The 26236-nt window shown below is 67.3% G+C and carries 23 protein-coding genes; 9 read left to right on the top strand and 14 right to left on the bottom strand.

The window, feature by feature from the left end:
- Nucleotides 1–104 precede the first annotated feature (104 nt).
- The 4 genes from ACZLZQ_RS10080 (at nt 105) to ACZLZQ_RS10065 (ending at nt 4892) form a co-directional block, all read left to right on the top strand.
- On the top strand, nt 105–1634 hold the full coding sequence (locus ACZLZQ_RS10080; RefSeq protein ID WP_472949272.1) for a di-heme oxidoreductase family protein: 1530 nt from the start codon (nt 105–107) through the stop codon (nt 1632–1634).
- Complete coding sequence (locus tag ACZLZQ_RS10075) at nt 1634–2734, top strand: imelysin family protein (RefSeq protein ID WP_472949271.1); 1101 nt, start codon at nt 1634–1636, stop codon at nt 2732–2734. Before ACZLZQ_RS10080 ends, ACZLZQ_RS10075 begins: the two co-directional genes overlap by 1 nt.
- Before the next feature lie 2 nt (nt 2735–2736).
- On the top strand, nt 2737–3843 hold the full coding sequence (locus tag ACZLZQ_RS10070) for a DUF1513 domain-containing protein (protein ID WP_472949270.1): 1107 nt from the start codon (nt 2737–2739) through the stop codon (nt 3841–3843).
- A gap of 125 nt (nt 3844–3968) precedes the next feature.
- Entirely contained in the window at nt 3969–4892 is a 924-nt protein-coding gene (locus tag ACZLZQ_RS10065; RefSeq protein WP_472949269.1) for a cyclase family protein, read from the top strand.
- A gap of 478 nt (nt 4893–5370) precedes the next feature.
- On the opposite strand, the gene ACZLZQ_RS10060 is transcribed toward ACZLZQ_RS10065, so the two are convergent.
- From ACZLZQ_RS10060 to ACZLZQ_RS10040, 5 genes are all read right to left on the bottom strand, one after another.
- A complete protein-coding gene (locus tag ACZLZQ_RS10060) occupies nt 5371–5952 on the bottom strand; it encodes a sarcosine oxidase subunit gamma (protein ID WP_472949268.1) in 582 nt (193 codons plus the stop codon).
- Entirely contained in the window at nt 5945–8926 is a 2982-nt protein-coding gene (locus ACZLZQ_RS10055) for a sarcosine oxidase subunit alpha family protein (RefSeq protein WP_472949267.1), read from the bottom strand. The genes ACZLZQ_RS10060 and ACZLZQ_RS10055 overlap by 8 nt, the downstream gene beginning before the upstream one ends.
- Nucleotides 8923–9309, bottom strand: a complete 387-nt coding sequence (locus ACZLZQ_RS10050; RefSeq protein WP_472949266.1) for a sarcosine oxidase subunit delta — start codon at nt 9307–9309, stop codon at nt 8923–8925. The genes ACZLZQ_RS10055 and ACZLZQ_RS10050 overlap by 4 nt, the downstream gene beginning before the upstream one ends.
- A gap of 10 nt (nt 9310–9319) precedes the next feature.
- Nucleotides 9320–10573: a sarcosine oxidase subunit beta family protein gene (locus tag ACZLZQ_RS10045; protein WP_472949265.1), complete on the bottom strand. Its 1254-nt coding sequence runs from the start codon at nt 10571–10573 to the stop codon at nt 9320–9322.
- A 218-nt stretch (nt 10574–10791) separates the two neighbouring features.
- Nucleotides 10792–11712: a hypothetical protein gene (locus ACZLZQ_RS10040; RefSeq protein ID WP_472936177.1), complete on the bottom strand. Its 921-nt coding sequence runs from the start codon at nt 11710–11712 to the stop codon at nt 10792–10794.
- A gap of 230 nt (nt 11713–11942) precedes the next feature.
- Between ACZLZQ_RS10040 and ACZLZQ_RS10035 the strand changes: the two genes are divergently transcribed.
- From ACZLZQ_RS10035 to ACZLZQ_RS10020, 4 genes are all read left to right on the top strand, one after another.
- Nucleotides 11943–14072: an FUSC family protein gene (locus ACZLZQ_RS10035; protein WP_472949264.1), complete on the top strand. Its 2130-nt coding sequence runs from the start codon at nt 11943–11945 to the stop codon at nt 14070–14072.
- A gap of 221 nt (nt 14073–14293) precedes the next feature.
- Complete coding sequence (locus tag ACZLZQ_RS10030; protein WP_472936179.1) at nt 14294–15154, top strand: tetratricopeptide repeat protein; 861 nt, start codon at nt 14294–14296, stop codon at nt 15152–15154.
- Between the two features lie 182 nt (nt 15155–15336).
- On the top strand, nt 15337–15843 hold the full coding sequence (locus ACZLZQ_RS10025) for a DUF992 domain-containing protein (RefSeq protein ID WP_472936180.1): 507 nt from the start codon (nt 15337–15339) through the stop codon (nt 15841–15843).
- Between the two features lie 155 nt (nt 15844–15998).
- Nucleotides 15999–16502 carry a DUF992 domain-containing protein gene (locus tag ACZLZQ_RS10020; protein ID WP_472936181.1) on the top strand — a complete coding sequence of 168 codons (504 nt, stop codon included), beginning with the start codon at nt 15999–16001 and terminating at the stop codon, nt 16500–16502.
- A gap of 324 nt (nt 16503–16826) precedes the next feature.
- On the opposite strand, the gene ACZLZQ_RS10015 is transcribed toward ACZLZQ_RS10020, so the two are convergent.
- From ACZLZQ_RS10015 to ACZLZQ_RS09985, 7 genes are all read right to left on the bottom strand, one after another.
- Nucleotides 16827–18227, bottom strand: coding sequence for an NAD(P)(+) transhydrogenase (Re/Si-specific) subunit beta (locus tag ACZLZQ_RS10015; protein ID WP_472936182.1), 1401 nt, complete (start codon nt 18225–18227; stop codon nt 16827–16829).
- Nucleotides 18228–18238: 11 nt separating this feature from the next.
- A complete protein-coding gene (locus ACZLZQ_RS10010; RefSeq protein WP_472949263.1) occupies nt 18239–18649 on the bottom strand; it encodes an NAD(P) transhydrogenase subunit alpha part 2 in 411 nt (136 codons plus the stop codon).
- Nucleotides 18649–19875 carry a Re/Si-specific NAD(P)(+) transhydrogenase subunit alpha gene (locus ACZLZQ_RS10005; RefSeq protein ID WP_472949262.1) on the bottom strand — a complete coding sequence of 409 codons (1227 nt, stop codon included), beginning with the start codon at nt 19873–19875 and terminating at the stop codon, nt 18649–18651. The genes ACZLZQ_RS10010 and ACZLZQ_RS10005 overlap by 1 nt, the downstream gene beginning before the upstream one ends.
- Nucleotides 19876–19946: 71 nt before the next feature.
- Nucleotides 19947–20174 carry an aa3-type cytochrome c oxidase subunit IV gene (locus ACZLZQ_RS10000; protein ID WP_472936185.1) on the bottom strand — a complete coding sequence of 76 codons (228 nt, stop codon included), beginning with the start codon at nt 20172–20174 and terminating at the stop codon, nt 19947–19949.
- Nucleotides 20175–20418: 244 nt separating this feature from the next.
- Nucleotides 20419–21012 carry a regulatory protein RecX gene (locus ACZLZQ_RS09995; protein ID WP_472949261.1) on the bottom strand — a complete coding sequence of 198 codons (594 nt, stop codon included), beginning with the start codon at nt 21010–21012 and terminating at the stop codon, nt 20419–20421.
- 94 nt (nt 21013–21106) lie between these two features.
- Nucleotides 21107–21808 (bottom strand): P-loop NTPase family protein, encoded by a 702-nt coding sequence (locus ACZLZQ_RS09990; protein WP_472936187.1) that lies wholly within the window; start codon nt 21806–21808, stop codon nt 21107–21109.
- Nucleotides 21809–22142: 334 nt separating this feature from the next.
- A complete protein-coding gene (locus ACZLZQ_RS09985; protein WP_472949260.1) occupies nt 22143–23270 on the bottom strand; it encodes a TRAP transporter substrate-binding protein in 1128 nt (375 codons plus the stop codon).
- Between the two features lie 211 nt (nt 23271–23481).
- Between ACZLZQ_RS09985 and ACZLZQ_RS09980 the strand changes: the two genes are divergently transcribed.
- The gene (locus ACZLZQ_RS09980) at nt 23482–24249 is read left to right on the top strand and encodes a gamma-glutamyl-gamma-aminobutyrate hydrolase family protein (RefSeq protein ID WP_472949259.1); all 768 of its coding nucleotides are present in this window, start codon (nt 23482–23484) and stop codon (nt 24247–24249) included.
- 51 nt (nt 24250–24300) lie between these two features.
- Here the strand turns inward: ACZLZQ_RS09980 and ACZLZQ_RS09975 are convergent, their stop codons facing one another.
- Both ACZLZQ_RS09975 and ACZLZQ_RS09970 read right to left on the bottom strand, forming a co-directional pair.
- Nucleotides 24301–25455 (bottom strand): nickel/cobalt transporter, encoded by a 1155-nt coding sequence (locus ACZLZQ_RS09975; RefSeq protein ID WP_472949258.1) that lies wholly within the window; start codon nt 25453–25455, stop codon nt 24301–24303.
- Between the two features lie 5 nt (nt 25456–25460).
- Complete coding sequence (locus ACZLZQ_RS09970; RefSeq protein WP_472949257.1) at nt 25461–26129, bottom strand: DUF1007 family protein; 669 nt, start codon at nt 26127–26129, stop codon at nt 25461–25463.
- Between the last annotated feature and the right edge of the window lie 107 nt (nt 26130–26236).

Raw genomic sequence — 26236 nt, 5'->3', positions numbered from 1 at the left:
CGGACAAGAGCCGGTGCGACAATTGCCCGGCTCCCTTGCCCGCACCAACCCGCTAAGACCACCCAGCCGCCGCGGTCGCGGCGCGTTCGAAACGGCGTGCGTCCATGTCCACCTTGCGCAACATCCTGATGCTGGCGGCGCTTTCGGCCGCATCCGCGTCGCTCCCCGTCATCGCGGCGCTGGGTGGGAGCCCGGCGGTGCGCGACGACCTGACGCCGGCCGACCTCAAGCGCGTCGCCGCCGTCACCCGGCCTTCCACCGACTTCACCAAGCCCGAGCCGTTCGAGGCCCTCCCCGGCGGCGCCGGCACGACGAAGAAGATCGTCAACCGCGACATCTTCAGCCAGATCGCCGCCAACCAGCCCTTTGAGGGCGAGGACACGTTCAAGCTCGGCAATGCGCTGTTCCGAAAATTCTGGGTGTCGTCGCCTTCCTCGACCGAGGCCTCGGACGGCCTCGGTCCGCTGTTCAACGCGCGCTCCTGCCAGAGCTGCCATCTGAAGGACGGCCGCGGCCAGCCGCCGCTTGGCGACGAGCCGGCGGTGTCGATGTTCCTGCGCCTCTCCGTGCCCCCGCACACCGCGGAAGAAAAGGCGTCCCTCGCCGACAAGTCGATGCTGCGCATCCCCGAGCCGACCTATGGCGGGCAGCTGCAGAATTTTGCCATTCCCGGGCTGAAGCCCGAGGGCCGGATGCGCATCGCCTATGCCGAGACGCCGGTGACGCTCAGCGACGGCAGCGTCGTCAGCCTGCGCCACCCTACCTATAGCGTCAGCGACCTCAGCTACGGCCCGATGGCGCCGGACGTCATCCTCTCGCCGCGGGTCGCGCCACCGATGATCGGGCTCGGTCTCGTCGAAGAGATACCGGCCGCCGACATCCTGGCGCACGCCGACCCGGAGGACGCCGACGGCGATGGCATTTCCGGCAAGGCGAGCATGGTGCGCGATCCCGAGACCGGCGCGCCGGTGCTCGGCCGCTTCGGCTGGAAGGCCAGTGCCCCGACGATCAAGGCGCAGACCGCCGAGGCGTTCTCCGGCGACATCGGCATCTCGACACCGCTGGTGACCGACAGTTTCGGCGAGTGCTCGATCGCCCAGTCGGTCTGCCGCGATGCCCCGAACGGCGTGCAGGCGCGGCTCGGCGAGGTCGAAGCGCCCGATCCCGTGCTCGATCTCGTCACGTTCTACTCCAAGAATCTTGCCGTTCCCGCCCGCCGCGACATCGCCCGGCCCGAAGTGCTCAAGGGCAAGCAGCTATTCTACGCCAGTGGCTGCGCCGCGTGCCACACCCCGAAATTCGTCACCAGCCGTGCCGCGCTCGACCCGCCGCAGCGCTTCCAGTTGATCTGGCCCTATTCCGACTTCCTCGTCCACGACATGGGCGAGGGCCTTGCCGACGGCGCCACCAACGGCGATGCCGGGCCGCGGGAATGGCGCACCGCGCCACTCTGGGGCGTCGGGCTGACCAAGACCGTCAACGGCCACACCCTTTTCCTGCACGATGGCCGCGCCCGCAATCTCACCGAGGCGATCCTTTGGCATGGCGGCGAGGCTCAGGCGGCCCGCGACCGTTTCGCCGGCGCCGCCGAGGCTGATCGCGACGCCCTCCTCGCCTTTCTGGAATCTCTGTGATGCCCCTTCGCCCACCCCTGCTGCTGGCCATCCTTCTCTGGGCCGCAGTCACTAGTCCGGTCGCCGCACAAGTCGCGCCATCAACCCATGCCTTCGGCAAGATCGACGTCGTCCGCGGCGCGATCGACGGGTATATCCGGCCGGCCTATGCCGATCTCGCCGCCACGGCGGCAAAGATCGAGGCAGACCAGGCCGCGCTCTGCGACGCGCCCTCGGCCGCGGCGCTCGACCGGTCGCGCGCCGACTTTGCCGCGCTGATTGGCAGCTTCTCGCGCATCGAGTTCGTCCGCTTCGGCCCGATCATGGAGGAAAGCCGCATCGACCGCATCCTGTTCTGGCCGGACCGGCGCGGTGTCGCCCTGCGCCAGGTCCAGGCCCTGCTCGCGCAGAAGGACCCGGCGGCGACGGACCCGAAGGGCCTGCGGGCCAAGAGCGTCGCCGTGCAGGGCCTCAACGCGCTGGAATTCGTGCTGTTCGGCAGCGATGCGGGGCAACTCGCGACGGCCGAGGGCGGCTATGCCTGCCGCTTCGGCGCGGCGATCACCGCCAACATCGCCGCAGAAACCGCCGCCATCGCCGCCGGCTGGCAGGCGCCCGACGGCATCGCCGGCGCGATGCTCGATCCGAAGCCGACCAACCCGGCCTATCGCAGCCTCGACGATTCCCTGCAGGAGATCGCCGGCATCTTTATCCACGGCCTCGAGGCGACGCGCGACCTGCGCCTCAACCCGGCACTCGGGGAATCGATCGAGAAGGCCAATCCGAAGACGCTGATCTATCCCCGCGCCGGCCTCGCCAAGGCTAGCCTCCAGGCCAATGTCGCCGGCCTCGAGGCGCTTTATGATGCTTCCAGGATCGCTGGCCTGCTGCCTGCGAAACAGAGCGCCGTCGGTGCGGAGATTTCGGCCGAGTTCGAGAAAGCCGACGGGCTCTTCGCCGGGCTCGTCGTGTCGCTGCCGGATGCCGTCGGCAATCCGGCGGAGAGGCCGCGCGTCGAGGAGATCCTTGCGCTGACCCACAGCCTGCAACGCCGGTTCGCCGAGCAACTGGCCCCGGCCCTCGGCCTCAGCGCCGGCTTCTCCTCGCTCGACGGAGACTGAAGGTGCAGCTCATCGACCGCCGCAGTTTTCTGGGCAGTGCCGGCGCCGTCTTTCTCGCCGGATTGGCGCCGCAGGCCGCCGAGGCTTTCGACCGCACCAGCGCCGTCTTCGGCGCTGCCTGCCAGAAGCCCGACGGCAGTTTCGGCTGCGCGGTGTTTTCCGAGCGGGGCGAGATTCTGTCGATGATCGACCTTCCCGACCGCGGTCATGACGTCACCTTCGACCTCCGCTCGCAGCGCGCGGTCGCCTTCGCCCGCCGCCCGCGCACCTTTGCCGTGGTGTTCGATCCCCAGAGCGGCAGGACGCTGCAGACCATCACCTCGGTCGAAGGCCGCCACTTCTTCGGCCACGGCTTCTTCTCGCCGGACGGCAGGCTGCTCTATGCCACGGAGAACGAGATCGAAACCGCCGCCGGCCTCATCGGGGTCTACGACGTCGCGGACGGCTTCCGGCGCATTGGCGAATACCCGACGCATGGCATGGACCCGCACGAGGCGCTGCTGATGCCGGACGGCGAGACCATCGTCGTCGCCAATGGCGGCATCGAGACCTATCCCGACTACGGCCGGCAGAAGCTGAACATCGCGACGATGGAACCCTCCCTCGTCTTCATCGACCGCCGCTCCGGCGCGCTCCTCGAGCAGCACCGCCTGCCGGCCGCGCAGCACCAGCTGTCGATCCGGCATCTCGCGATCGATGCCGGCAGCCGCGTCTGGTTCGGCTGCCAGTACGAGGGCAGCTCGACCGATACGCCGCCGCTGGTCGGCTTCGCCGCGCGGGGCGCCGACTTGAGGATGATCGACATCGCCCCCGAGCCGCTGGCGGCGCTGTCGAACTATGTTGGCTCGGTCGCCGCCAATGCCGACGGCAGCCGGATCGCCTTCGCCTCGCCCGTCGGCGGCACCATCCTCACCGTCGACGCCGCGACCGGGGCCGCCGCCGGTCGCTTTACGCTGACCGACGGCTGCGGGCTCGCCGCAGCCGGCGCCGGCTTCCTCGCCACCAGCGGCCGCGGCGACGTCCTGGACCTCGCCTCCGGCGCCGACCGGAGGCCGTCTAAGCCCGTGCTCTGGGACAACCATATTCTCGCCATCGGCAGCGAGGCCTAAGAGCTTTCCCGGGACCTTACACCGCCCTTGGCATCGCGGCCGGACGGCCAGCTCGCGCCCCTCGACAACCCCAGGATTTTCCGCCTCACTGGGTCTGTGAGACGATGGTCAGGGGAGAATACCGAATGAAAATTTCAGCCAATCTGATGGCGGCGGCGGCGATCTTCCTGGCGGCAGTGCCCGCCGCCACGGCGGCCGATGGGCTGTGGGGCGTCTACGACAGCGCGCTGAAGGGCGCGAAATACGTCGACCTAACGCACACAATCACCCCCACCATCCCCGTCTGGTCCGGCTTCTCCGATGCGACGTTTGCGCCCGCCAAGGCCGGCTCGGACATCGAGAACTACGCCAAGAAGGGCGACGTCTACACCTATGAGAAGCATGGCTTCGAGGCGACCGAGTACAGCCTGAAGACGGACCAGCTCGGCACCCAGCTCGATCCGCCCGCCCACTGGGCACCGGAATATCCCGCCATCGACGAGCTGCCGCCGACCTATGCGGTGCGCCCGCTCGCCGTCATCTCGATCGTCGAGCAGTTGAAGACCGATTCGAACTATCACCTGAAGGTCGCCGACATCGAGGAATGGGAGAAAGCGCACGGGCGGATACCGGAGGGGTCGGTGGTGTTCGTGCGCTCTGACTGGTCGAAGACCTGGCCCGACCCGGCGCTCGCCAAGCTGAAGCAGTTTCCCGGCGTCTCGCTCGACGCCCTGAAATTCCTGCACGAGCAGCGCAAGATTCTGTTCCACGGCCACGAGCCGCTGGACACCGACTCAACGCCAACGCTCGAGGGCGAGTACTGGCTGATGCACAACGGCTATGCCCAGGCGGAAGGTGTCGCCAACCTCGACGAGGTGCCGGAAACCGGCGCGCTGGTGGCGATCGGCTATCCGAAATTCCAGGGCGGTCTCGGCGGCTACGCCCGCTACGTCGCCATCTGCCCGCCCGACTGGAAGTTCGGCGCCAGCATCGGCCCGGCGGACACGCCTTTGCCGAAGTCGGACAAGACGCTGCACTTCGACGCTGCGCAGGGCATGCGGGTGCGGTAGGCGGCTGCGGGGTAGATGCCCCAGAACGCTGGAATGCGGGCTGCGGACTCGAGACTTGTTCGCGGCGCCGCGTTATCTGCTGTGGTTCAAGCTGTGACGCCCCTCCTTCGCCACTCCCCGCCGGCGCCTCCATCAGCATCCCGCCGACAACCTATTTCGTCATCCCGGACTTGATCCGGGATCCATTCCTCTCCGGGTCCATCGCGGTCCGGTTCAGAAAAGCGGGAATGTCGAACGGCGTGAATTCGTTTGAAGATTTGGAATGGATCCCGGGTCAAGCCCGGGATGACGATTCTGAAAGGTCCGCGACAGCGACGCGCAAAGTCTGGAACGACGCGGAAAGCCTAGGATGCCAATACTGCCCCTCACCAGATGCCAATAACGCCCCTCACTAGCATCCTGCCGGCCCCCTTCATCGTCTCTCCGGCCTTCAGCCAGGCAACGAGCGTCGAGGCGGAATCAACGCTGCAGCTCGACCTTAGACCGCCGGCGCGCGCGCTGCCTCAACCAGCAGCGCCCAGAGGTAGTCCGCGAAAGACCGCCCGCAATAAACCTCGAAGCCGGTCTCGCTGCGGCGCCAGATGATCACGTCGATCTTCTGCATCAGCGAGCGGCTAGCGACGCCGACCGGGAAAGAACGCAGCCGAAGGTCTTGCGGGCAGCCGGCCGACAGCACGGCTTCGGCCGCCGGCCCCTCGACCGCGATGGCGATGAAGCGGTCGGAGACATCGACGGCCGAAACGTCCGGCGTCGGCGCCGCCTCGAGGGCGGCGATCAGTCCTGCCGCCTCGTCCGGATTCGCGGACGCGCCGACGATAAGCCAGTCCTCGGGGCCGAGCCAGAGCGCGGCGAGCGTTTCGGTCTCGGTGACGGTCTTCGGCCGGGTCGGCAGCGACAGGCCGAGCGCGGTGCCCAACGCCGCGGTTGCCTCGGGGTGGCCGTGCAGGCTGACCTTCGGCCGGGCCGGCACCGGCAGGAGCGAGACGCCGGGTCCGGCCGCGTAGTGGCCGGCAAGCGGGTCGAGGCTGCGAAGGCTGGCGGTCATGACGGTCTCAACCATGGAGGCGCTCCCCCTCGGAATCGTAGAACATTGGCGCGGTCACCTCGGCGGCGAGCGTTTCGTCCGGCATCGGCACGAACAGCGTCTGGCCCTTCAGCGCAGTGCCGTCCGCCACCAGCGCCAGTGCAATCGAGCGCCCGAGCGTTTCCGACCAGTAGCTCGAGGTGACGTGCCCGATCATCGTCATCGGCACCTTCTGATGGGGATCTGCGACGATCTGCGCGCCCTCCTCCAGCACCGTCAAAGGATTGCGGGTTAGAAGCCCGACCAGCTGCTTGCGGCCGGACCGGACGAGGTCGGGGCGGGTCAGGCCGCGCTTGCCGACGAAGTCCGCCTTCTTCTTCGATACCGCCCAGTTCAGCGCGGCGTCCGCTGGCGTCACCGTGCCGTCGGTCTCCTGGCCAATGATGATGTAGCCCTTCTCGGCGCGCAGCACGTGCATCGCCTCGGTGCCGTAAGGCTCGAGCCCGAGCGGCCGGCCTATCTCGCGCAGCCGGTCCCAGACCGCGCGGCCGTAGCGCGAGGGCACGTTGATCTCGAAGCCGGTCTCGCCGGTGAAGGAGACGCGGAAGAAGCGCGTGGGCACGCCGAGGAACGTCCCCTCGGCCACCGACATGTGCGGGAAGGCGTCGGGCGAGATGTCGATGCCGCCGACCAGGGGCGTCACGATCTCGCGGGCGCGCGGGCCCTGGATGGCGATGGTGGCGTATTCCTCGGTGATCGAGGTCGTCCACACCCGGAGATGCGGGAACTCGGTCTGCCGGTAGTCTTCCATGTGGTTCAGCACCCGCGGCGCACCGCCGGTGGTGGTGGTCACGTGGTAGCGGTGCTCGCCGATGCGGGCGACGATGCCGTCGTCCATCACGTATCCCGCCTCGCTCAGCATGATCGCGTAGCGGCAGCGGCCGACGGCAAGGCTCGCGATCGGCGTTGCATAGATGAGGTCGAGGAACTCGGCCGCATCGGGCCCGCAGACCTCGATCTTGCCAAGCGTCGAGGCGTCGAACATGCCGGCGGCATCGCGCACCGCGCGGCATTCGCGCTTGACCGCCGCGTGCATCGAGGCGCCGCGCGGAAAATACCAGGCCCGTTTCCAGGTGCCGACATCCTCGAAAGCCGCCCCCTCGGCCTCGGCGCTGTCGTGGATCGGCGTCTTGCGGATCGGGTCGAACAGGTCGCCGCGGGAGAAGCCGGCGATCGCGCCGAAGGTCACCGGCGTAAACGGCGCGCGGAAGGTGGTGAGGCCGACCTGCGGCATGGTCACGCCCAGCGCCTCGGCGGCGACGCCGATGCCATGGATGTTCGACGTCTTGCCCTGGTCGGTCGCCATGCCGTTGGTGGTGAAGCGCTTGATGTGCTCGACCGAGCGGAAGCCTTCGCGCGTGGCGAGACGGATGTCCTTGGCGGTGACGTCGTTCTGAAAATCGACGAAGGCCTTGCCGTAGGTGTCGGGGCCAGCCGCCGGCGTCGCACCGGCCGAGCCGCCCCGGAAATGCGAGGCACCCTCGACAGTGACGCCCGCGCCTGACGGAGCATCGGCGCCAGCGGCCGCGCGGCCGGCGGCACGTGCCTTGTCGATGGTTGAGGCAAGGTCGAAATCGCCGGCACAGGCGCCAACGCTGACATTGTCCTGCGCCGCTTCGCCCGGCACATAGGCCATGACGTCGGCGTCGAAGGCGACCTTGCCGCGCGACTGCGAGAACAGATGGACGGAGGGCGTGAAGCCGCCGGACATCAGCAGCGCGTCGCAGTCGAAGCCGCGACGGTCCTGGCCGGACCGGGTCTCAGACACGGTGATGCCGCGGATGCGCTTGACACCGCGCACCGCGGCGACGCCATAGCCCGTCAGCACCTCGATGCCGAGGCTACGTGCCTCGCGGGTCAGCGCCGCATCCGGCTCGTCGCGAAGGTCGATGATGGCGGGAACCTCGACGCCGGCGCGCTTCAGGTCGAAGGCGGCGGCATAGGCGGCATCATGCGTGGTGAACACCGCGACGCGGTTGCCGGGCTTGACGCCGTAATGGTTGAGGAAGGTCCGCCCTGCCCCCGCCAGCATGATGCCCGGCCGGTCGTTGTCGGGGAACACCAGCGGCCGCTCGATCGCACCGGTCGCCAGCACCACCTTCGCCGCACGCACCTGCCACAGCCGCTCGCGCGCGCTCGCCGGATCGGGCTCGGACAAATGGTCGGTCAGCTCCTCGACGAGGCCGACGAAGTTCTGGACGTAGTAGCCGAAAGCCGTGGTGCGCGGCATCAGCCGGACGTTCGGCATCGCCTTCAGCCGGGCGACGGCATCCGCCACGAAGGCCATGCCGTCGACGCCGTCGATGGTGACGGTGCTTTCGGCCTTCAGCCAGCCGCCGTAACTCGAGCCCTCGTCGCAGATAATGACGCTCGCCCCGCTCTCACCGGCAGCAAGCGCCGCGGAAAGGCCGGCCGGTCCGCCGCCGACGACGAGGACGTCGACGTGTTCGAAGCGGTTGGCGTAGTGGTCGGGATCAGGCTCGGTCGGCGATTTGCCAAGACCCGCTGCGGCACGGATGTTGGGCTCATAGACGTTCGCCCAGAACGACTTCGGCCACATGAAGGTCTTGTAGTAGAAGCCGGCCGGCAGGAAGCGCGACAGGAGCCCGTTCACCGCGCCGATATCGAAGGCGAGCGAGGGAAAGCGGTTCTGGCTGAACGAGGTCAGCCCGTGATAGAGCGGCTGCATCGTCGCGCGGATGTTCGGCTGCCGGCGTGCCTTGTCGCGGCGGATCTCGATCAGCGCGTTCGGCTCCTCCGAGCCGGCACCGAGGATGCCGCGCGGCCTGTGATACTTGAACGAGCGGCCGGTCAGATGCACGCCGTTGGCCAGAAGCGCCGAGGCGAGCGTGTCGCCGTCGAGGCCGTCATAGCGGTTGCCGTCGAAGCTGAAGGCGATGCGGCCGGCATTCTTCAACCGGCCGCGGCCGGGAACGCGATAGGACGTCACTGCTGCGCCTCCGTGCGGGCCACCGGGGTGTGCTCGGCGTCTCCCATGACACCGGGCTCGACATTGGCGTCGAAGCCCGCCGCCGCGACGAGGCGCCCCTCGGCATCAATCTCGGGCTTCGGCTCGCCGGCCTTGTAGGTGGTGATGAACTTGTCGGTGACCGAATGGCGTGCGGCGTTGAAGAAGCGGCCGCAGCCGTGCACGTGGCGCCAGCGCTCGAAGACCAGGCCCCGCTCGTTGGAGCGGAAGTACAGGAGTTCGGCGGTCGCCTGGTCGCTGAGGCCGGCCGAACCCTCGGGGCGCTGCAAATGCGCCTCGCCGGAATGGCGGAACTCGGTCTCCGGACGGGCCTCTTCGCAATAGGGGCAATGGATGAGAAGCATCGGTTCCCCCTTAATGCGCGACGGCGGCAGCCGCCGCCTCGTCGATGAAGCGTCCGGTGACGAAGCGGTCAAGGCTGAAGGCCGCGTTGATCCGGTGCGGCTCGTCGCGGGCGATAGTATGGGCGAAGACATTGCCCGAGCCCGGCGTCGCCTTGAAGCCGCCGGTGCCCCAGCCGCAATTGACGTAAAGCCCCTTCACCGGGGTCTTCGACAGGATCGGCGAGCGGTCGGGCGTCACGTCGACGATACCGCCCCACGACCGCAGCATCTTCAGCCGGCGGAACATCGGAAACATGTCGGTGATGGCGTCGAGCGTGTGGTTGAGGATGTGGAGGCTGCCGGCCTGCGAGTAGGACGGGTACTGGTCCGTCCCCGCGCCGATGACCAGTTCGCCCTTGTCGGACTGGCTGACATAGGCATGCACGGTGTTCGACATGACGACGCACGGAAATATCGGCTTGATCGGCTCGGAGACCAGCGCCTGCAGCGGAAAACTCTCCAGCGGCATGCGGATGTCCGCCATTTCCATCACGGTGGAGGTCGAGCCGGCGGCGACGACGCCGACCTTCTTCGAGCCGATGAAGCCGCGCGAGGTCTCGACGCCCTTGACTGCACCATCAGTGCCGCGGCGGATGCCGGTGACCGCGCAGTTCTGGACGATGTGGACGCCCATCGCCGAGGCCGCGCGCGCGTAGCCCCAGGCGACGGCGTCGTGCCGGGCCGTGCCGCCACGGCGCTGCAGGGCGGCGCCGATGATGGGATAGCGCGCATCGGGCGAGATGTTCAGCGGCGGGCAGAAGGCCTGCGCCTCCTCGCGCGTCAGCCATTCATTGTCGACGCCGTTCAGCCGGTTGGCATGAATGTGGCGCTTGAAGACCTGCTGGTCGTGCACATTGTGCGCCAGCATCATCACGCCACGCGGCGAGTACATGACGTTGTAGTTCAGCTCCTGGGAGAGCCCCTCCCACAGGTTCAGCGCGTGGTTATAAAGCCCGGCCGATTCGTCGTAAAGGTAGTTGGAGCGGATGATGGTGGTGTTGCGGCCGGTATTGCCGCCGCCAAGCCAGCCCTTCTCGATCACCGCAATGTCGGTGATGCCGTGCTCCTTGGCGAGGTAGTAGGCGGTGGCGAGGCCATGACCGCCGGCGCCGACGATGATGACGTCGTAATGCTTGCGCAGTTCGGGCGAGGCCCACTGCTCGCCCCAGCCCGTATGGTTCCGGAAGGCTTCCCTGGCCAGCGCGAAGGCTGAAAAACGACGCATCCGATAATCCTTGAAAGGCGAGAGCCGGGAGCGCGAGACGGGCGCGGGGACCCGATCGACCATGCGGGGCACGCTAGCCGTTTCAGCCTCAGATCATGCTCATTTTGCGACGGCGGGTGACGCTTTGCCGGAAACGGCCGCGAAACGAGCCGCCGCCAAACGAAAACGGCGGAGCGCTGGGCGCTCCGCCGTTCGGTGTTCAGGGTGTTGAAGGCTGCTTAGACACGAGCGACGACGACACGCGGCTTCGGACGACCGGCGAGGCCGCCGACGGCACCGACGATAAGGCCGAGCAGCAAGGCGACGAAGGTCGCGAAGGCAGCGGTGGACAGTCCGGCAGCCGCCTTGTCGGCAGTAACCTTGGCCTGCTCGACGGCCTGGTCGTAGGTTGCCTGGAACTCGGTCAGGCGACGCTCGGCTTCGGCCTGCGGAATGCCGGCCTGCTGCGAGATGACCGTGACGGCGGCTTGGCGCTGCTCAGGCGTCGCGTCCTTGGCGAGACCGGCAGCGATTTCAGGGATGGCCTTGGAAAGATCGGCCTCGCCGGTCGCCTGGCGAGCGGTGTTCGCCGCCTGCTGGCCCTGCTGCTGGGCGTCAGTCGCGGCCTGATCGACCTGCTGCTCGCCGCGCTGCAGGAGGCCACGCACCTGGGATTCGATGCCGTCCGGAAGGACCGACAGCGAGTTCGGGGTCAGCGAGGTCGCCGCGCTAGTGAGGCCCGAGATCGAGCTTCCGAGGGCGCCGAAAGTGCCGCCGATGACGGCCGAGACGCCCGAAGTCAGGAGGTAGACGATGACGAGGGTCGAGGTTGCCCAGGTGACGATGCCGTGCAGCACGCCGTCCGTCTTCTCGCCGACGCCGGAGAGGCGGGCGGCGGCATAAGCGCCGATGAAGGTCGCGATCAGCACGGTGACGATCGTCCAGATGCCGCCGGCCGAGCCGAGGGTCGCAGCGTCCGGCGAGCCGTTGCCGGCGGGATCGAGCGTGGCGAGGCCGATGCCGACGCCGAGCAGCGACAGCATGATCTGGATGACGAGGGTCAAGATCGCACCAGCGAAAATGGCGCCCCAGGAGACGCGGCGCAGGCCAGTTGGCACCGCCGGTGCGACGACCGAACGATCGTAGATCGCTTCAGACATGAGATTACTCCAGATAGGCCATCGGCGCGGCAAGACCGGCGATGGAAGACAAAAAGCGGGGACGTCATGTCTGGCCGCGACGCAGGCGTGTCGGCCCCTTGAACTGAGAGGGTACGGAAAGCGTTCCGTGAGCCGACCTCCTAAATAATCGACACCCTCCCGCCATACGCCGGAACCAAACCGGACGCCGCTCATCGACAAAGGAACGGCTTCGTTTCACGGCGCCGAAAATGCTAGCCGTGAAGCTCTCGGCAGCCGCCGACTTGCCCTGGAACGCCATGCAGATCGCCCTCGCCCGAAGCCTCGTCGACCTTCGCACCATGCTGCTCGCCTCCGACCCCGCACTTTCGCGGCTGCGGATGGGGGCGCGCGTGACGCTGACGCTAATGGCCGTCGGCCTGGCGCTGATCGGCCTGCACCGCCTGATCCCGCTGCCGATCGCCGCCTATAGCGTCATGGTGATCACCGCGATGCAAGGAACGCTCGTGGTGCGCGACGCGACCTCGCGGGCCCGCGCCGTCACCCGCCTCTATTCTGGCCTGACCGGTTTTGCGGCGGTCGCCGCGGCGACGCTGCTCTCGCCCTCGCCAATCGTCTCGGACGCCGTCTTCGTGCTCTTCGTTTTCGGTGCGGTCTATGCGCGCAAATACGGCGCCCGCGGCAACGCCATCGGCATGTTCGCCTTCATGTGCTATTTCGCGGGGGCCTACCTCCACCCTTCGATCGCCGACCTCGCCAGCATCGCGCTAACGATCGCGCTGTCGGCCATCATCGCCCACGGCATTCGCAACTACGTCCTGCCGGAGCGGCGCGAACAGGATTTTCGCCACACCATCGTCGCCATCGGCCAGCGGCTCGCCACCCAGGCGGCACTGCTGAAAGCGGGTGCCGCCCGCGGCTGGACGGCGGCGTCGCGCCGAGAGGTGCTGCGCCAGCAGGAGCGGATCGGCGACGCCATCCTCACCGCCGAGGGTTTCCTGCCGCCGATACCGTCCGACACCCACCGGGAAGCCGCGGTCCGGGAACTGACCATCGCCTTGTTCGACCTTCACCTCGCCAGCGAGACGGCTGTGATGACCGCCTTGCGCGCAGAGGAGACGTCGCCTGAGACCAAGGGCGCGCCACGGCTCGGCACCGCCCTCGAGCATCTCGACACCGCCCGCCGCATTGCCTTCGAAGAGGCCGCTGCCATGCCTCCCGCCTGGTTCGAGGGGGTCGGCGCTGACCCCCCGGCCCCGCCCGAAGCAACGCCTGCCACGGGATGGATCCGCGACCCGGCCCTCCGGCTCGCCATCCAGGTGACGCTCGCCTCGGCCATCGCGATGGCCGGCGGACTGATGCTCTCGGAGGCCCGCGGCCTTTGGGCGATCCTCACCGCCTTTTTGGTCTTCATCAACACCCAGTCGCGCGGCGACGCCGCGCTGCGGGCGCTACAGCGGGCGGCCGGAACCCTCGCCGGGATCATCGTCGGCATCGGGCTGGCAACGCTCCTGCACGGTCAGTTGCTGGTGTCGGTGACGCTCGCCTTCGCCTTCGTCTTCATCGGCTTCTACCTGCTGCAGATATCCTATGCCGCGATGACCTTCTTCGTGACGCTGGTGCTCGCCTTGCTGTACGGCCTGACCGGTCAGTTCACGCCCGACCTTCTGGTGCTGCGGCTGGAGGAGACGCTGATCGGCGCCGCGTCCGGCATCTTCATCGCCTTCATCGTGCTGCCGAGATCGACGAGCGCGGCTGCGGGAGAAGCTGCCGACAGCTTCTTTTCCGCGCTCGACACGCTGCTCGCCGCCGCCGGCCAGCAGGTCGCGGGCGAAATGCCCCAACCGAGCCTCGTCACACTGTCGCGCCGGCTCGACCGACGCTATGCCGCCCTCGCGACGGCCGCCCGTCCGCTCGGCAGCCAGTGGCAGCTGGTGCAGAAGCCCGGCCGGGTCCGGCAGGCGCTGACGCATTTCATGGCCCTGTCGCATTGGGCAAGGATCCTCTCGCGCAGCGTGGCAGCAGCACCGATCGCGGCGGCAGACCGACCGGCAGTCTGCGCGTCGATCGCGGCCCTGCGCGCCCAGATCGACGAGGCCAAGGGCGGCGAAGCCGGTTTTTTCGGCGCCCAGCCAACGCTGAAAGCAGCCTCGACCCGTCCCGAGCCCCGGCCCGCCGACTTCTCCGCCCGCTCGAGCGATCCACGCTTTGCGCTCGACGTGCTCTCACACATCATCGACCGCGCCGCTCATGGCGGCACCCGCGTCGGCCGTGCTGCAGCGATCGACGACGCGCCGCAGCCGCGGGAAGAGGACGCCACAGCTACCGCCACGGCGCCGTCCATCACCGCAAACCGACGCGAAAATGATTCCGAATTCTAGTTCGATGCTGTAGGCAGACGAGATCGGCAGGATAGGCATGGTCCGGCCAGCGCAGACATTGGCGGCATTGTTGTCGTGTCTGGGGGTCTGCAGTGTTGTGCCGCCGGGCAGGAAGAGTTTACGCCCGGTTGTTGCCCGGATGCTCTGGCCCGCGCTTCTGCGTTGGGGCAAGCCACTTCAAACGTGAAGACGAACAAAGACATACGAAGAGGACTACCGGTTTGACACCTGATCTGAAGCGCGCGGAGCGTCCGGCCGGGACCCTCGACAAGACGGCCTTGCGCCTTGCCGCAGGCCTTGGCCTCGCGCTGATGCTCGGCGCCTGCCAGTCGGCGATCCCCGATGCCAACGGCATCCGTCTCGACCAGGCGCAAGGCTCGAGCCAGAACATCTCCTCGCTCACCGCGACGATCAACGCCAATCCGCGCGACCCCGAAGCCTACAACGTGCGCGGCACCGCCTACGGCAAGGCCGGGCAAAACCGCGACGCGGTCCAGGATTTCACCACCGCCCTGCAGTTGAACCCGAACTTTTACCAGGCCTATGCCAACCGCGCTCTGGTCTACCGGCAGATGGGCGACAGCGCGAAGGCCGTCGCCGACTACAACGCCGCGCTGCAGATCAATCCGCGCTATGACAGCGCCTATATCGGCCGCGGCAACATCTACCGCATCGCCGGCCGCAACCGCGAGGCGCTCGGCGATTTCCAGAAGGCGATCGACCTCAACACCACCGATCCCCGCGCCTTCCACAACCGCGGCCTGCTCTACCAGATCGATGGCCAGCACAAGCTGGCGATCGAGGATTTCTCGACCGCGATCTCGCTGCAGGCCGATGCGCCGGAGCCCTATTCCGGCCGCGGCGTCTCCTACCTTGCCCTTGGCGACGAGGAGAACGCGTTCACGGATTTTAACACGGCCCTGAAGCTCGACGACAAGTCGGCGGAGTACTGGACCAACCAGGCGCTGATCTTCGAGCGCCGCAACGAGAAGTCCCGCGCCTTCAAGTCCTATGCACGTGCCGCACAGCTCGATCCGAACTACCGCCCGGCGAAGGACGGGATGAGCCGCACGCGGAGCTAACCATAGGTCTGCAACGAACCAGGCCGACCCATCGATGTAAAGATTATTTATATCGAAATATTTCAGGCCTAGCCCGGATTTGGAGGACTTGGAATTTCTCATGTTTTCGCACTCAGCGGGAACCTTGTAGCCGCCGACGACTTTCTGTGCCGAATGATTATTCAGGCACAGAAAGTTAACCCATGAAAATCCTCCTCGCTTCGACGATTGCTCTTGCAGCCCTTACCGCGGCACCGCTGGCGGCGCAGGCCGAGACCACCCTTGGCCAGCTGACATGCAAGAGCGACGGTTCCACCGGCTACATCATCGGCTCGTCCGAGAACGTCATCTGCGACTTCTCGCCGGCCAATTCCGCAGCGCCGATGGAGGTTTATGCGGGCACGCTCAACACCATAGGCCTCGATGTCGGCGTCACAGGGCAGACGATCATGACCTGGTCGGTGCTCGCCGAGAGCGACAAATACGAGCCGTCCTCGCTGGCAGGCGAATACATCGGCGCCAGTGCCGATGCCTCGGTAGCCGCAGGCGTCGGCGTTAAGGTGCTAACCGGCGGCCCGAACGGCGGCTTCAGCTTGCAGCCGCTCAGCGTCCAAGCCCAGGAAGGCCTGAACGCAGCCATCGGCGTGACCAAGTTCACGCTGAAAGCTGCAGCGCCTGTAGTTCCGATCGTCGTCGTTCCCGCCAATTAAATCTGCGGAACAATTTTTCCCGCGATAGCCCGCGCCGTAGCGCGGGCTATCGCGTTTCTGGGATTGTTGCAGCTCGATCCAAGCCGTGATCGGGCAGGCTGAAACTTTCCTGCGACGTCAGGGTTACTGCGGCACATCATTCAAGGAGTACAGCCATGAAGACCCGTTCCCTGCTCGCCGCCGCCGCCCTCGTTGCCGCCACCGCCCTGCCGATGTCGGCTGCCAATGCAGGCACCAAGCTCGGCCTCCTGTCCTGCCAGAGCGACGGCACGCTTTCTTACATCGTCGGCTCCAGCAAGGAATACCTATGCGTCTTCAAGCCAGCCGACGGCTCGGGTCGTGAAGCCTATATCGGCACGCTCGACACGGTCGGCGTCGATGTCGGCATCACCGGCCGTCAGGACCTCAGCTGGATCGTCTACGCCGCATCCTTCCAGGACGGCGAGCCGCGCTCGCTCGACGGTAACTATTACGGCGCGACGGTCGATGCTTCGGTCGCCGTCGGCGGCGGTGCCAAGGCGCTGGTTGGCGGACCGAACAATGGCTTCACCCTGCAGTCAGTGAGCCTCCAGGCGCAGTTCGGCCTGAACGCCACCGCCGGCCTCTCGCGCTTCTCGCTCCAGGCCGCCCCGACCGAGCCGGCCGTCTACAAGCCCTGAGCTTCGAGGCTATCGCATGAAAAACGCCCGCGAACCTAAAGGTTCGCGGGCGTTTTTGTTTAGGAATTGGCTCAGGAGCCTCGGCCTAGAAGACGATGTAGGCCCCTGAAAAGTCGTCATCCTCGGCCGCAGGCCGGGACCCATGCCGCCGCGAGAACGCGCCGGTTCGGATCAGGATAGCGCAGACACCCCACCCGCACGGAACTCGCTTGACCGGCTCGGCATGGGTCCCCGGGGCTACTGCCCCGAGGATGACGACATCGGGAAGTTAGCGCCTCTATCTTGCGTAGATCACATACCCCGCTGGACGGCCTACCCGCTCCCTCAGTGCGCCATCGCCTTGACGATCGCTTCCACCATCTTCTTGGCGTCGGCGAACAGCATCATCGTGTTGTCCTTATAGAACAGCGTGTTGTCGATGCCGGCATAGCCGGAGCCCATCGAGCGCTTGACGAAAAGGCAGGTCGCCGCCTGGTCGACGTTGAGGATCGGCATGCCGTAGATCGGCGAGGTCTTGTCGTCGCGGGCGGCAGGGTTGGTGACGTCGTTGGCGCCGATGACGAAAGCGACGTCGGTCTGCGCGAACTCCGAATTGATATCCTCGAGCTCAAAGACCTCGTCATAGGGCACGTTCGCTTCGGCCAGGAGCACGTTCATGTGGCCGGGCATGCGGCCCGCGACCGGGTGGATCGCGTACTTCACCTCGACGCCGTGCTTCTTCAGCGTGTCCGCCATCTCGCGCAGCGCATGCTGGGCCTGCGCAACGGCCATGCCGTAGCCCGGCACAATGATCACCCGCGAGGCGTTCATCATGAGATAGGCCGCATCATCTGCCGAGCCTTGCTTGACCGGCCGCTCGAGGCCGTCGCCACTGGCGGCCGGACCGCTCTCGCCGCCGAAACCGCCGAGGATCACCGAGATGAAGGAGCGGTTCATGCCCTTGCACATGATGTAGGAGAGGATCGCCCCGGACGAGCCGACCAGCGCGCCGGTGATTATGAGCGCGAGGTTCTGCAAGGTAAAGCCGATGCCGGCCGCGGCCCAGCCGGAATAGGAGTTCAGCATCGAGACGACGACCGGCATGTCGGCGCCGCCGATCGGCACGATCAAGAGGACGCCGAGCGCCAGCGCGATCGCCACCACCGCCCAGAACGCCAGATGGCTTTCCGTCGCCGCGAAGACCACGAGGAAGACGACGAGCGCTGCGGCGAGGCCGATGTTGATGAGGTGGCGCGAGGGCAACATGATCGGCTTGCCGCCCATCCGCCCGTCGAGCTTCAGGAAGGCGATGATCGAGCCGGTGAAGGTGATCGCGCCGATGGCGACGCCGATCGCCATTTCCACCAGCGCCTGGGTGTGGATGTGGCCGGGGGTGCCGATGTTGATCGACTCCGGCGCGTAGAGCGCGGCGGCCGCGACCATGACGGCGGCCAAGCCGACGAGGCTGTGGAAGCCGGCGACGAGCTGCGGCATGGCCGTCATCGGGATGCGCTTGGCGATGACCGCGCCGACACCGCCGCCGAGCGCGATGCCGACGATGATGAGCAGCAGCGCCCCCATGGAAGGTCCGGCGAAGAGCAAGGTGGTGAGGACAGCAATGCCCATGCCGACCATGCCGAAAATGTTGCCCTGGCGGCTGGAGGTCGGGTGCGACAGGCCGCGCAGCGCGAGGATGAACAGCACACCGGAGACGAGGTAGAAGAAGGCGGCGACGTTCTCTGACATCTCTCGTCTCCCTACTTTTCTTTTTTCTTGTACATCGCCAGCATCCGGTGCGTGACGAGGAAGCCGCCGAAGATGTTGACGCTGGCCAGCACCAGCGCGACGAAGCCGAAACCGGTGGCGATGCCCGATGCGGACAGGCCGACGGCAAGGATGGCGCCGACGATGATCACCGATGAGATCGCGTTGGTCACCGCCATCAGCGGGGTGTGGAGCGCAGGGGTGACGGACCAGACGACGTAGTAGCCGACGAAGATCGCCAGCACGAAGATCGCGAGGTGGAAGACGAAGGGGTTGGCGCCGGCGACCACGTGATCGACCGCGGGCGAGGTCATCATCTGCTCGACGCCGAGACGCGCGTCGCGGATGGCAGCGCCGGCATCGTTGAGGTGCTGCAAGGTCTTCTGGGTCAGATCGTTTTCCATCAGGCGTCTCCCGTCTGTGCCGGCGCGGCGCCGGCGGCGAACATGGTCTCGGGCTGGGCGGGCTCGGCCGGCGCAACCGGGGCAGCGGGCTCGACCGAGGCAGGCTTGGCAAAGCCCGCATGGACGACCGCGCCATCGCGCGTCAGCAGCGTCGCCTTTACCAGTTCGTCGTCGGCATCGACCTTCAGCGCCTTGGTCTCCTTGTCGATCAGCGTCTCCAGGAAGGCGCTGACGTTCTTGGCGTAGAGCAGCGAGGCGGTGGCAGCGATGCGGCCGGGCACGTTGAGGTGGCCGACGATCCTGGCCGGGCCGACGTCGACGACCTTGCCCGCCTCCGCACCCTCGACATTGCCGCCGCGCTCGACCGCGAGGTCGACGAGGACAGAGCCGGGCTTCATCGACTCGACCATGGCCCGCGAGACGAGACGCGGCGCCGGCCGGCCGGGAATCAGCGCGGTGGTGATGACGATGTCCTGCTTGGCGATGTGGGCAGCGACGAGCTCGGCTTGCTTCGCCTGGTATTCCTTCGACATTTCCTTGGCGTAGCCACCGGAGGTCTCGGCCGCCTTGAACTCGTCGTCCTCGATCGCGACGAACTTCGCGCCGAGGGATTCGACCTGTTCCTTGGTGGCCGGCCGCACGTCGGTGGCGGTCACCACGGCGCCGAGGCGCCGCGCGGTGGCGATCGCCTGCAGGCCGGCGACGCCGACGCCCATGACGAAGACGCGGGCGGCCGGCACGGTGCCGGCGGCGGTCATCATCATCGGAAAGGCGCGGTCGTATTCGCTCGCGGCGTCGAGCACCGCCTGGTAACCGGCGAGATTGGCCTGGCTGGACAGCACGTCCATCACCTGGGCGCGGGTGATGCGCGGCATGAACTCCATGGCGAAGGCCATGATCCCGGCCTCGGCCATGGCGGCGACGTCCTCGTCGCGGCCATAGGGGTCCATGATGGCGATCACCGCGGCGCCGCGCTTGTAGTGCGAGAGTTCGTCGCGGCCGGGCCGGCGGACCTTCAGGACGACGTCGGCGGTCTCTGCATCGGCAGCGCTGCCGATCGTCGCGCCAGCGGCGGCGAAGGCGGCATCGGGAATGCGGGACTTCAGCCCAGCGCCTGTCTCGACGACGATCTCGAGGCCGAGACCCTTCAGCTTCTTGACGGTATCAGGAGAGGCGGCGACGCGCGGCTCTCCACCATCGTGCTCCAGCGGCACGAAGATTTTCATCTGTTCTCTCCCAGTCGCCCCGTCCACACTTCGGGGCGGATCAGGGGAGTTTCAGTCCCAGCGCGCGGCCGTTACTTCATCAGGTACGTGGCAGCAATTCCGGAAATCAGGAAGGCGAGAATGCCGGCGAAGAAGCCAGCCGAGGTGATCAGGCCGACGAGCATGCCGATGAGGATCGCGACGACCCAGATCGAGCCGAACTTCACGAGCTTCAGGAAGAGCGCGTAGGTCCGGTCGTGCTCGGGATAGTCCATCTTATCGGCGAAGCTCAGCTCGCTATTCCCGTGATGTTCAGCCATGCCAACCTCCTCAGCCGCGGCGCCCCTCACCGCTCTCGCCGCCGACCGCTTCCGGAAACAGCCGGATGCGTCCTGCCGGAGCGTCTCATCCCTCGGCCTTACACGAAGTCGCCACAAACTGGCAATGCGGCACGGACGATCAAATGCGAGGCGTCCCTTTGAACGCTTGCCTAGCGATCCTCGGCCGCGTCTCGTGCCGACGCGGTAGAACCTGCTGCAAGGGCGCAAGGCCTGCCGTCGTTCGTCAGAATTGATCGTCTTCGTCGGGGTCATGATCGATCGCGGCGCGGGCATCGCCGAGCGAGAAGCCGGCGCGCATCATGGCGGCGATGTCGCGGTCGCGGCGCTCGGTGCGGTCGCGCAGGCGGTACGGGCCGAGCCGCCTGCGGCGGGCAAAAGCCATGGCCGCGGCGCGGTCGTCGGTCTCGTCGCCGCCGACCACCTCGGCGATCAGCTCGCGGTCGACGCCCTTCTGCGACAGCTTCGCCTCAACCTGGCGGATCGAGGTGCCGCGGCGGCGAAGGCTGGCGAGCCGCGCCTCCGCGAAAGCGCGATCGTCGAGCAGCTTCAGCTCAAGGAAATGCGCGACCGTCGCCTCGACCATGAGGGCCGCTTCGCGGGGATCGGGCGCCTTCGGATCGTCGCCCCAGTCGCGGATCCGGCTCGCCACCTTACGCTCCAGCACGCGGCGCAGGTTCTCCGCCGTGCTGGCATAGCGGCCGAGATAGTAGGCCGCCGCCCGGAACAGCCATTCGCGGCTGACGGGGCGCGGCTTGCGGGGCTGGTCGCGTGGAGATGCCATGGCGCCGGTATAGATCGGCGGCGCGCGCGCCACCATGCAGCGCGTGCAGTGAAAAGGAAAAAGGCCCGCGGCAGAGCCCGGGCCTTTCTGGAGATCGACCTGTGCCCGATCGGGGTGTGGCAAAAGCGCGTCAGGCGGCCTTGCTGAACTCCACGGCTTCCGGCGCGACCTTGGTCGCGGAGCCCCCGAGGATACCGGACTCGTAGGCGAGTGTCGCGGCTTCCGCACGGGCCCGGTCGAGGCCCGGCGCGATGTTGTCGGAGAGGCTGAAGATCGTGCCGCCATGCAGGAACGGCGCCTCGTAGGCGGCGCGCAGCACGAGGCCGATGTCGAGCCTTGCGATCTCGCTCTCCTGGATGATGGTCTCGACCAGCCGCGCGACCCGGCTCGGAATGTTGGTGATGGCGGTCGCGGCCAGCGCCCAGTCGCGGCTGCGGCGGCCCTTGCCGGCATCGGCGGCCAGCATGCGCTCGGTGGCGATCGCGGCATGCGCCGAGAGCGGCGAGAAGCGCACCGGGATCAGCGTGCGATCGGCGAGCTTGGCGGCGGTGCGGATGGTCTCGGCATCGTCGCCAGCGTCGATGATGGCCAGATCGCCGCGGCGGCGGGCGGCCCGCACCAGGCGCTCCATTGTCGCCTCGTCGTCGGCGACTTCCACGGTGATCTTGGCGGGGCACTGGCCCTTGGCCGCCCAGGCGACGAGGTCCTTGTCGCGGGCGGCGTCGATCAGCACGACCGGAATGTCGGCGGCCGCGGCAACGCCCGCGAGCGTCAGGGCAAGGGTGGTGGTGCCGGAGGTCTTCAGGGAGCCGATGGAGATGACGGGGATCATGCGGAGCGCCTAACCTTGGGTTGCGGGAAGCCTCGGCGGCCTATTCCGCAGATGGCTCGATGGCGTGATGTCTGCCGCTGTTCTGGAACCCGAAGATGTCGCGAAGCTGGAAAGACGAACAATTGGTTAAAGCGCGCCGCCGCCTTCCTCCAATGCGTTAGCGCTCATCCGCTTTTCCCTGAAACCCTTTGCCGGCAAGGGATTGCGCCGTGTCGCGGGGGAGCGGTCACGACAGTGCCATGCGGACGGCTGCGCTTTGAAACGGGCGCTAACCCACATTTAAGGAGCGAACTCCGGCTACCCGGCGACTGACAAATCTGCGTGAAGTCGTCGTTCACCGGTTGTCGGCGGTAACGGACAACGCGCCCTCGCGCTGCTTGATCATCATGAAGGTGTCGAAGGTGTATTCGGCCACCTGCTGGTAGAGATAGGTCTCGTTCCGGAACGCCATCAGGCTGTCGTGGATCTTCTTAAACGCAGCACTGCCGCCGGAAATCTCGCCGTACAGCGTCGTCGCCGCATCGAAGCAGGCATTCAGAACGTCCTGCGGGAACGGCCGCAACTGGGCCCCGGCCTCGACCAGCCGCTTCAGCGCCGGCGGGTTCTTGAAGTCGTATTCCGCCAGCATCTCCAAGGAAACCGCCCTCGCCGCGGTCGAGAGCACGCTCTTCCAGGCGGGCGGCAAGGCGTCGTGTTTCGGCTTGCCGATCAGGAAAGCCAGCGACAGGCTGCCCTCCCACCAGCCGGGGTAATAGTAGTAGGGCGCGACCTTCACCAAGCCGAGCGCCTCGTCGTCCTGAGGCCCCATCCACTCCGCCGCATCGAGGGCGCCGCGCTCCAGCGCGGCGTAGATGGCGGAAGGCGGCAGATCCTGTGGCACGACGCCAAGCTTCTTCAACACCTCGCCACCCAACCCGCCAATGCGCATGTTGAGGCCGCTGAGATCCTGCACGCCCTTGACCTCGCGGCGGTACCAGCCGCCCATCTGCGTTCCCGTGGAGCCGCCCGGCAGGAAGACGAGTTGCTGCTCGGCGAAGAAGCCCTGCAGCAGGCCGATGCCCTCGCCCTGGTAGAGCCAGGCATGGAGACCGCGTACGTTCAGCGTGAAGGGCGCAGCACCGGCCAGGCCGAAGACCGGATCCTTGGCGAAGGAGTAGCTGGCAGCCGTATGCGCCATGTCCACGGTGCCGGCGGTGACCGCGTCCATCGCGGCGGTCAGCGGCGCCGTCTCGTCGGGGGCGAGAACCTCGATCTCGAAGCCGCCGTCGGTCGCCGCCCGCACCATGGCGGCCAGCCTGACGGCGCCGCCGTGCAGCGCGCCAAGCCGCGGCGGAAAGGCCGACTGGCAGCGCCAGCGCACTTTCGGCGGCGTCTGCGCGAGGGCCGGCATCGCCAACCCGGCCGCCGACACCGCGCCCAGCGTGCCGAGCCCACCCGCGCGCATGAAATCCCGGCGATCCATCCTTGCTTTCCCCACTTCCGCGTTCCGGCGCCAAGAGCATGGAGCCCGCCCGAGAGGCAAGGCCAGCGGCATGATCGCGTCGGAAATGCGGCGCGGCAACCAAAGCCGCCCTCGGCGCGCCGGACAGGCGCCGGTCCGGCGGCGATAGCGGTTGACCTGCCCGCGGTTTCCGTGATGGGTCGGCGGATCTCCTGCCGTTGGAAACCCTGCCATGTCCGCGCCTGCCATTCTCGTCGCCGTTCCCGCCGATATCCGCACCATTGGAAACCACCGCTGGCACTGTGCGCCGGAAAGCTATCTGACGGCAGCGCTCCGCGTCGCGGGCGCGATCCCGGTGATCATTCCCGCGCTCGCCAGCGAGATCGACGTCGCCAGCATTCTCGAGCGGGTCGACGGCGTGCTGGTCACCGGCTCGGTCACCAACGTCCATCCCGAGCGCTACGGCGTCTCACCCTCCGCCGCCTACGAGCCCTATGATACCGACCGCGACGCAATGACGGAGAAGATGATGAAGGCGGCGATCGACGCCGGCATGCCGCTCCTCGCCATCTGCCGCGGCCTGCAGGAACTCAACGTCGCGATGGGCGGCTCGCTCGCCACCGAGATCCAGGACATCGAGGGGCGCTCCGATCACCGGGCGAAGGATCATCCCGAACAGAAAGAGCGCTACGCGATCCACCAGAGCGTTCTGGCGAAATCCGGCAGCCAGATCGACCGCATCGTCGGGCGCACCGAGTTCAAGGTGAACTCGTTGCACCGCCAGGCGATCGACCGGCTGGGCGACGGGCTCGTCGTCGAGGCGACAGCGCCCGACGGCACGATCGAGGCGGTGTCGGTCGAAGCGGCCAAAGGCTTCACCCTCGGCGTCCAATGGCATCCAGAATACTGGGCCGAGAGCGACGCCCCCTCTGCCTCGATCTTCACCGCCTTCGGCGATGCGTGCCGCGCCTATCGCAAGAGCCGCGCCACCGCCCGGTAAGGGCCACCAGAGCCGCGACCGACCCTTGCCGGGCAGGCTTCGCCGGCGCCGTCAGACGATGGCGCCGCCGAGCAGCGCAAGGCCGAGCAGCAGAACGAGGATGGCGCCGAGGATCTCCACAGCGTCGAGCACGCCCTGGCGAGCCCCGCCGGCCGACCCAAAGCGCAAGGCGACATCCTTGGCGTAGACGGCAAGGGCCGCGATCGCCGAGACGGTGATGGCGGTGCCGAGGGCCATGGCAAAGACCGACAGCACGCCGCCGAGATAAAGGCCGTTCAGGAGGCCGAAGGTCAGCACCACGATCGCGCCCGAGCACGGGCGCAAGCCGACGGCGATGACGGCCGAGGCGGCCGAGCCGAGCGTCAGCCGCGCTGCGCCGAGCACTGCGGGATCCGGCATGTGCGCGCGGCCGCAATCGCAGTCGTCGGCGTCGTCGGTGCAAACGTCGGCGGCGAACCCGCCGGCCGGCCGCATGATCGGTCCAGCGCCCAGGCTCCGCGGCATCGCCCCGGTCCGCAGCATCGCCGGCATCCGGCCGACCGTTGTCGTCGCCGGCTCAGGCGCGAAGCCAAACCCTTGTCCCGCGGCGGCGGTGTCGGCCTTGGTGCCGCGCAGGGCCGTGCCGGACGCGGCGAAGGCAAGGCCGGCCCCGCGCCGCGGCCGACGGATCATCCGCCAGATCTTGCGAACCAGGAGAGTGGCCCCAAAGCCTGCGATCATCACGAAGGAGGCGATCTCGAGCCAGTTGGTGGCGTCGGTCATCGACACCGTCGTCCCCCGCAGGAAGTACCAGCCGACGCCGACGACCACGAGCGCCGTCACGCCCTGCAACAGCGCCGAAATGAACGAGAGCGCGATGCCGCGGCGCAGCTGGACCTCGTTGGCCAGCACATAGGACGAGATCACCGCCTTGCCGTGGCCGGGACCGGCGGCATGGAAGATGCCGTAGACGAAGGAGACGCCGACGAGGAAGACCACGCCGCCGGCGCCGTTCTTCATGCCGACGAGCGCCTGCCGGAGCTCGGTAAAGAACTCCCGCTGAACCCGGTTGATCTCCACGAAGAGAGAAGCGAAGGGCCCGCTCGGCGCCGATGTCGACTCCGCCGTGCCGATGCCGAGCGACGATTTGGCAAAACTCGGCTCGGCGACGACCAGCACCAAGACACACGCCAGCACGACCAGCGCGACGGCCTCGTTTCTGCTCACCCGCGCTAGCTGCATTTGATCTCGACCTTGGTCGCCAGCGCCTGTGCAAAATCGGTACTGGTCGCCGGCACCGTCTCGTCGGGTGCAAGATCGGCGATCGAGGCCATCCACTGCTGTGCCGCCTCGTCCTCGTCCGGCACGTTCATGGTCTTGGTGCAGCCGGCCGGCATGTCGACGAGGTCGAAACTCGTTTCGTCAGCGAAGTCGAAGGCGACGTAGAAGGTCTCGTCGAAATTGGCGACCGTCAGCGCCTGGGTCTTCAGATCGATCGGCTCGCCGGCCTTCAGCTCGAAGAACAACAGCAGCTGCCCATCCTGATACAGCGCCCGGATGGACTCCGGCGGCAGCATCTTCACCGGTTTTCCCGCCGTCGTGACGAAGGTGTAGAAGTCCCATTCGGCGATGGACTCCTTCACCGTGTCGCCCACCGCCTGCAGTTCATCGTCGTCGAGGATCCCGTTCGCATTCTTGTCGAAGTCGACGACGACACTCGAGGAGAACAGATCGTCCATGCGCCAGATGTTGCGCACGGCGGCGAGCTCGGCGGCGGGATCACCGACGATCTCCATCCGAGCCTCCGCGAAGACATGCGGATGCGCCTCGGCCCGCTGGGCGTGCCAGGAGAATGCCGCCAGGCAGAGGGTCACCGCAAGGCAGCGCTTGATCGAGGACATGGCCTCTCCCGGATGGAGGATGATGCCACCTCCTGACAGGAGAAGGATGGCCGAAATTTGGAGCGGAGCGGATGGCATGCCTTAGATGGGCATACCGCACCAGCGGC

The sequence above is a fragment of the Mesocryomonas lacus genome (genome assembly GCF_055730105.2).
Note: the sequence above shows the minus strand (reverse complement) of the source record. Positions and strands in the feature narration are given on the sequence as shown.